A 6,652-nucleotide genomic window follows, 5' to 3' on the forward strand; every position below is an offset into this window, starting at 1 on the left:
TTACGATGGCTGCGTTCGCATGGCGGTCCCCTTGGTTGCACCGTGGGGCCCGCCGTGCTCGCGCACCGCGGGCCCCTCGGGGCGAGGCCGTCCGAACGACCGGCCGGGACCGCCCAGGACCGCCCAGGGCCGGGCAGGGCCGGGCAGGTCAGGCAGCCCGGACAGAGCCCGGGCCGGGCCGCCCGGACCGCCCGGACGGCCCGGACCGCTCGGTCAGACCCGGTCGCAGGCCTGCGCCCGCAGCGCACGCGCCAGGTCGTCCCGGCGCTCCAGCACCAGGCGCCGCAGCGCGGGCGCGGCCTGCGGGTGGCCGGCGAGCCAGGCGTCCGCCTCGGCCAGCGTCTGCTCGTCGGTCTGGGCGATCGGGAAGAAGCCGCCGACGATCCGGATCGCGATCTCGATGGTCCGCTCGGCCCAGACCTTCTCCAGCAGCTTGAAGTACGGCGCCGCGTAGAGGGCGGTCAGGTCGCGCTGGGCCGGGATGGCGAAGCCCGCGCTGTTGGCCTCGACCAGGGCGCTGGGCAGCTCGTCGGAGTCGATCACGGCCGACCAGGCGGCGGCCTTGGCCTCCGGCGTGGGCCGGGCGGCCAGGCACAGGGTGTGCTGGCGCTTGCCGCCCGCGGTGTTGTCGGCGGCCAGTTCCCCGGCCAGCTCCTCGTCGGTGGCCTGCCCGGCGGCCGCCAGGGCCAGCCACAGCGACCAGCGCAGCTCCTGGTCGACCTCCAGCCCGTCGATCCGGGCGCTGCCGGTCAGCAGTCCGCGGACCAGCCCGAGGTGCTCGGCGCCGCCCGCGGTCTGGGCCAGGAAGCGGGCCCAGGCCAGCTGGTGGTCGCTGCCGGGGACGGCCTCGCGCAGCTCGCGCAGGGCGCCGTCGGCGAGTTGCCGGGCGCCCTCGGCGCGCCACTCGGGGGCGGCGTAGAGGTCGACGGCGGTCTTGGCCTGGGCGTGCAGCGACTGGAGGACGCCGATGTTGCCCTCCTGGCCGGCGAAGCGCAGCACCAGGGCGACGTAGTCGCGGGCCGGCATCAGGCCGTCCCGGGTGAGGTTCCAGACGGCGGACCAGGCGAGCGCGCGGGCAAGCTCGTCGTGGATGTCGCCGAGGCCGGTGCGCAGGGTTTCCAGCGAGTCGGCGTCGAAGCGGACCTTGCAGTAGGTCAGGTCCTCGTCGTTGAGCAGCACCAGCGCCGGGCGGGGGCGGCCGACGGCCTCGGCGACGACGGTGCGGGCGCCGGTGACGTCCAGTTCGATCCGTCCGGTGCGTACCAGGGCGCCGTCGGCGTCCCGGTCGTAGAGGCCGACCGCGATCCGGTGGGGGCGCAGCACGTCGCCGTCCTGCAGCACGGCCAGTTCGGTGATCCGGCCCTCGGCGTCGGTGGTGACCTGCGGGGTGAGCGCGTTGACGCCGGCGGTCTGCAGCCAGTCGGCGGCCCAGCTCTTCAGGTCGCGGCCGCTGGTCTCCTCCAGCACGTCCAGCAGGTCGGCGAGTTCGGTGTTCCCGAAGGCGTGGCGCTGGAAGTAGCGGCGGGCGCCGTCGAAGAAGGCCTCCGAACCGACGTAGGCGACCAGCTGCTTGAGGACGGCGGCGCCCTTGGCGTAGGTGATGCCGTCGAAGTTGAGCTTGGCGTCCTCGAGGTCGCGGATGTCGGCGGTGATCGGGTGGGTGGTGGGGAACTGGTCCTGCCGGTAGGCCCAGGCCTTGCGCTGGTTGGCGAAGGTGACCCAGGCGGAGGAGTACCGGGTGCGGGCGCCGATCAGGCCGTAGGAGCCCATGAAGTCGGCGAAGGACTCCTTCAGCCACAGGTCGTCCCACCAGCGCGGGGTGACGAGGTCGCCGAACCACATGTGCGCCATCTCGTGCAGGACGACGTTGGCGCGGGACTCGTAGGCGGCGTCGGTGACCTTCGAGCGGAAGACGAACTCCTCCTTGAAGGTCACGCAGCCCGGGTTCTCCATCGCGCCGATGTTGTACTCGGGGACGAAGGCCTGGTCGTACTTGCCGAAGGGGTACGGGAAGTCGAACGCCTCGTGGAAGAAGTCGAGTCCGAGCTTGGTGACGCCGAGGATCTCGTCCGCGTCGAAGTACGGGGCGAGGGACTTGCGGCACATCGCGGAGAGCGGGATCTCCAGGGTGGTGCCGTCGGCGAGTTCGCGGCTGTAGTGGTCGCGGGCGACGTGGTACGGGCCGGCCACCACGGCGGTGAGGTAGGTGGAGATCGGCTTGGTCGGCGCGAACTCCCAGGTGCGGGCGGTGCCTGCGCCGGCCGCCTCGGCTGCCCGCCCGTCCTCGGACGGGTGGGGCCCGGCCGCGCCGACGCGCTCGTGCGGGGCGTTGGACCGCACGTCCCAGTCGGCCGGGGCGGTGACCGTGAAGCTGAACGGGGCCTTCAGGTCGGGCTGTTCGAAGTTCGCGAACACCCGGCGGGCGTCGGCCGGCTCGTAGTGGGTGTAGAGGTAGGTCTCGCCGTCGGCCGGGTCGACGAAGCGGTGGAGGCCTTCGCCGGTGCGGCTGTAGGCGCAGTCGGCCTCGACGGTGAGGACGTTCTCGGCGGCCAGGCCGTCGACGTGCACCCGGGCGCCGTCGTAGGCGGTGGCCGGGTCCAGGGCGCGGCCGTTGAGGGTGACGGAGCGGACGGCCGGGGCGAGCAGGTCGAGGAAGGTGGCGGCGCCGGGCTGGGAGCAGCGGAAGGCGACGGTGGTGGTGGAGCGGAAGGTGGCGGCGGCCGGATCGGGGGCCGAGGTCAGGTCCAGGTGGACCGTGTAGCCGTCCACGGCCAGGATGCCGGCTCGCTGCTGTGCTTCGTCGCGGCTCAGGTTCTTGCCCGGCACGGCGGTACTCCTTTGTCCGGCTCGCACGGTGGTGCGTCTGTGGATGTCCGGTGCGCGGTGTGCGTCGCGCACGCAGGGGCATCCTTTCACGCCCGCCCCGGCCGGTACCATTGCACAGGCTGCCGGGCCGGGGCCGGAATCACCGGCGCGGGACGGGTGTTGGGTTCGGGATGGGGGTCGCACCCCCGCCGCCTCGGACCACCTCATGAAGGACGACACCCAGTGACGACTGCCGCTGAGCGCAAGACCGCCGACTTCTGGTTCGACCCCGCCTGCCCGTGGGCGTGGATGACGTCCCGCTGGCTGATCGAGGTCCAGCAGCTGCGTCCGGTCGACGTGAACTGGCACGTGATGAGCCTGTCGGTGCTCAACGAGCACCGCGACCTGCCGCAGGAGTACCGCGAGCTGCTGGACAACGCCTGGGGCGCGGTGCGGGTCTGCATCGCGGCCGCCGAGCAGCACGGCGAGGAGGTGCTCGGCCGGCTGTACACCGAGCTGGGCCTGCGCTTCCACAACCAGGGCCTGCCGCAGAACCGGGAGACGGTCCAGGCCGCCCTGGTCGCGGCCGGTCTGCCCGCCGAGCTGGCGGACGCGGCCGACACCGACGCGTACGACGAGGCCCTGCGCGCCTCGCACAAGGAGGGCATCAGCCTGGTCGGCGAGGACGTCGGCACGCCGGTGATCGCGGTCGAGGGCGCGGACGGCGAGCGGGTCGCCTTCTTCGGCCCGGTGGTCACCCCGGCGCCGAAGGGCGAGGCCGCGGCCCGGCTCTGGGACGGCACCCTGCTGGTGGCGTCCACCCCGGGCTTCTACGAGATCAAGCGCACCCGTACGGCGGGCCCGTCCTTCGAGTAGGCCCCGGCCCCGGCACGCGGAAGGGCCCGGTACCGTGCTCGGTACCGGGCCCTTCCGCGTGTTCTCGGCGCCCTCTCGGCGCCTGTTCCAGGCCTTTGAGGCGGACCGGCGGGGTCAGCCCGCCGCCGCGTCCCGGCGCTGCTTGAGCAGGCCCGCCCCGATCAGCAGCGCGACCAGCACCCCGGCCGCGTACAGCTGCTGGCGGTTGCCCTCGGTGGTGGTCATCAGCGCGAGGATGCCGGCCACCGCGGCCATCGCCAACCACGTCAGGTACGGGTAGCCCCACATCTTCACGGTGAGCAGTTCGGGCGCCTCGCGCTCCAGTCGGCGGCGCATCCGCAGCTGGACGATGCAGATGAACAGCCAGACCACCAGGATGGCCACGCCGGTGGTGTTCATCAGCCAGGTGAACACGGTGGCGGGCCAGAACTTGGCGGCCAGCACGGCGCCGAAGCCGAACAGGCAGGAGGCCAGCACCGCCCGGCGCGGCACCCCGCCGCTGACCTTGGCCAGCGCCTTGGGGCCCTGGCCGCGGCCGACCAGCGAGTACGCCATCCGGGAGGCGCCGTAGATGTTGGCGTTCATGGCGGACAGCAGCGCGATCAGCACCACCACCTCCATGATCGCGCCGGCGCCGGGCACCCCGAGGTGGCGCAGCACCGTGACGTACGGACCGTCGGCGACGACCGCCGGGTCCTTCCAGGAGACCAGGGTGACGACCAGGGCCATCGAGCCGATGTAGAAGATCGCGATCCGCCACACCGCGGTGCGCACCGCGTTGGCGACGTTCTTCTTGGGGTCGTCGGACTCGGCGGCGGCGATGGTCACCGTCTCCAGGCCGCCGTACGCGAAGACCGAGGCGAGCAGGCCGACGATCAGCCCGCTGACGCCGGTGGGCAGGAAGCCGCCCTGGCCGGTGAGGTTGCCGGTGCCGGGGGCGCCGGGGCCGAGGACCCCGGTGACGCCGAGCACGCCGAGGACGAGGAAGGCGACGATCGCGGCGACCTTGACGGTGGCGAACCAGAACTCGAACTCGCCGAAGTTCTTCACCGCGGTCAGGTTGCTGGCGCAGAAGAACACCATGAAGAGGCCGACCCAGACCCAGGCGGAGACGCCGGGTATCCAGCCGTTGACGATCTTTCCGGCGGCGGTGGCCTCGGCGGCGACGCCGCAGCAGAGCATCACCCAGTACATCCAGCCGGCCGTGATCCCGGCCCAGGGGCCGATCTCCTTCTCGGCGTGCACCGAGAAGGAGCCGGAGGCCGGACGGGCCGCGGACATCTCGCCGAGCATCCGCATGATCAGCATGACCAGCAGTCCGGAGAGGGTGAAGGCGAGGATGATCGCCGGACCGGCGGCCGCGATGCCCGCGCCCGAGCCGACGAAGAGGCCGGCGCCGATGACGCCGCCGAGGGCGATCATCGACAGGTGGCGCTGCTTGAGTCCGTGGCTGAGCTGCTGGCTGCCGGAGGCCGGGCCGTCGGCCGGTCGGCCGTCGGCGTCGGTGGTCCCGGGCGCCGTCGACGCGGAGGAGGGGGCCATAGGGGTGGGTCCAGACTGTGCGGAATGCGACATGAGCTGTCCAATATCCGGTGGGCTCCCGGGTCATGCCAACAATGGCCGCTTCCGGCCCACCATGCGGACCGGAGCACACCCCACCGTGACGGAGTGGTCGCGGAGCGTGCCGAGGGGCCGGTTCCGACAACGTCCGAGGGCCCGGCTTTGTCCGAAACCGTGGCGGCGAGGCAGTGGATCACCGCGTAGGTTCACAGGTGTTCACTCACCTGGACCCTTACGGAGGATCCCGATGGCCACTGCCACCACCCCGATAGCGCGCCGCGCCGTCCTCGCCGACCTGCTGCCCGCCGCCTCCACCCGTGTCGGAGCGCAGGCCCGTGACCTCGCCCTGGTGGTCGGCGGCGCCGCGCTCACCGGTGCGGCCGCGCAGCTGTCCGTGAACGTCCCGGGCTCGCCGGTGCCGGTCACCGGCCAGACCTTCGCCGCCCTGCTGGTCGGCACCGCGCTCGGGGCCCGCCGCGGCGTCGCCTCGCTCGCCCTGTACCTGCTGGCCGGCATGGCGGGCCTGCCCTGGTTCGCCGAGGGCACCTCCGGCTGGGCGATGCCCTCCTTCGGCTACGTGATCGGCTTCGTCCTCGCCGCCGCCCTGACCGGCGCGCTGGCCCGCCGCGGCGCCGACCGGACGCCGGTGAACACCGCCGTCACCATGGTCCTCGGCAGCCTGGCCATCTACGCGGTCGGCGTCCCGTACCTGGCGTTCGCCCTGCACGTGTCGCTGGCCCGCGCCGCCGAGCTCGGCCTCTACCCGTACCTGGTCGGCGACGCCCTCAAGGCGGCCCTCGCGGCCGGTGCCCTGCCGCTGGCCTGGAAGGTGCTCGGCAGGCGCTGACGCCCCCGTTGTCGGGCCGGGTCGCACGCGCATGCCACACTCATGGCATGCGCGTGTACCTGGGCTCCGACCATGCCGGATACGAACTGAAGAACCACCTGGTGGAGTGGCTGAAGGGGGCCGGCCACGAGCCGGTCGACTGCGGGCCGCACATCTACGACGCCGAGGACGACTACCCGCCGTTCTGCCTGCGCGCCGCCGAGCGCACCGCCGCCGACGAGGACGCCCTGGGCATCGTGATCGGCGGCTCGGGCAACGGCGAGGCGATCGCCGCCAACAAGGTCAAGGGCGTCCGGGCGGCGCTGGCCTGGAGCAAGCAGACCGCCGAGCTCGGCCGTCAGCACAACAACGCCAACGTGATCTCCATCGGCGGCCGGATGCACACCCTCGAGGAGGCCACCGGGTTCGTCGAGGTCTTCCTCAACACCCCGTACAGCGGCGAGGCGCGGCACACCCGCCGGATCGAGATGCTGAGCGAGTACGAGACCACCGGCGAGCTCCCGCCGATCCCGGCCCACCACCCGCAGGGCTGATCCCGCCCCCCACCCGCCCACGACGGCCGGC

Annotated in this window: 5 protein-coding genes; 3 read left to right on the plus strand and 2 right to left on the minus strand. The window is 72.8% G+C overall.

Annotated features, from left to right (window positions below; genetic code table 11):
* Nucleotides 1-213 precede the first annotated feature (213 nt).
* A complete protein-coding gene (gene pepN, locus ABT247_RS30465; protein ID WP_350748985.1) occupies nt 214-2,826 on the minus strand; it encodes an aminopeptidase N in 2,613 nt (870 codons plus the stop codon).
* A gap of 222 nt (nt 2,827-3,048) precedes the next feature.
* Here pepN and ABT247_RS30470 point away from each other — a divergent pair, with 222 nt between their 5' ends.
* Entirely contained in the window at nt 3,049-3,681 is a 633-nt protein-coding gene (locus ABT247_RS30470) for a mycothiol-dependent nitroreductase Rv2466c family protein (protein ID WP_350748988.1), read from the plus strand.
* Between the two features lie 114 nt (nt 3,682-3,795).
* Here ABT247_RS30470 and ABT247_RS30475 read toward each other — a convergent pair whose 3' ends face one another.
* Nucleotides 3,796-5,223 carry an amino acid permease gene (locus ABT247_RS30475; RefSeq protein ID WP_502892532.1) on the minus strand — a complete coding sequence of 476 codons (1,428 nt, stop codon included), beginning with the start codon at nt 5,221-5,223 and terminating at the stop codon, nt 3,796-3,798.
* Nucleotides 5,224-5,488: 265 nt separating this feature from the next.
* Here ABT247_RS30475 and ABT247_RS30480 point away from each other — a divergent pair, with 265 nt between their 5' ends.
* Nucleotides 5,489-6,088 carry a biotin transporter BioY gene (locus ABT247_RS30480; RefSeq protein WP_350748991.1) on the plus strand — a complete coding sequence of 200 codons (600 nt, stop codon included), beginning with the start codon at nt 5,489-5,491 and terminating at the stop codon, nt 6,086-6,088.
* Between the two features lie 47 nt (nt 6,089-6,135).
* Nucleotides 6,136-6,621 (plus strand): ribose-5-phosphate isomerase, encoded by a 486-nt coding sequence (locus ABT247_RS30485; RefSeq protein WP_350748994.1) that lies wholly within the window; start codon nt 6,136-6,138, stop codon nt 6,619-6,621.
* Nucleotides 6,622-6,652 lie beyond the last annotated feature (31 nt).

This window comes from Kitasatospora sp. NPDC001539, assembly GCF_040298565.1.
Classification (GTDB): domain Bacteria; phylum Actinomycetota; class Actinomycetes; order Streptomycetales; family Streptomycetaceae; genus Kitasatospora.